This window comes from Pseudomonas sp. FSL R10-0399, assembly GCF_009600165.1.
Classification (GTDB): domain Bacteria; phylum Pseudomonadota; class Gammaproteobacteria; order Pseudomonadales; family Pseudomonadaceae; genus Aquipseudomonas; species Aquipseudomonas helleri.
Genome location: NZ_WIWK01000301.1, coordinates 1 through 445 on the forward strand (window position 1 = coordinate 1; position 445 = coordinate 445).

Below are 445 nucleotides of genomic sequence, written 5' to 3' on the forward strand. Positions count from 1 at the left end.
ATCTGCTGCTTTAACACCGCCCACGGCCGTTTCTGGCAGCGGTTGGTATTTGATGACCTTGGCCACGTCAGGCGTCGCAGGTGCCGGTTTGGGGCCAGTGACATACGCCAGGCAGACCATGCCCAATGCCGCGACCGGTAAGGTCCAGGCATATTTGTGGCTGTCGTGGCGGGTGTTGAAGTAATGGCGTACCAACACCGCGAGTACCGCAATCCCGGCCAGGATCAGCCAGTTGTATTGGCTGCCGTAGGTGCTCGGGAAGTGGTTGCTGATCATGATGAACAGCACCGGCAAGGTGAAGTAGTTGTTGTGACGCGAACGCAGCAGGCCTTTGGCTGGCAGCGTTGGATCGGGCGTGCGGCCTTCTTTGATGGCCGCAACCAGGGCTCGCTGGGCGGGCATGATGATGCGGAACACGTTGCCGACCATGATGGTGCCGATAATG

1 protein-coding gene is annotated in these 445 nt (G+C 59.6%); it reads right to left on the reverse strand.

Annotation, left to right across the window (positions count from 1 at the left end; genetic code table 11):
• The coding region (locus tag GHO41_RS29535; protein ID WP_178126630.1) for a urate hydroxylase PuuD at positions 1–445 on the reverse strand (445 nt) is incomplete at both ends.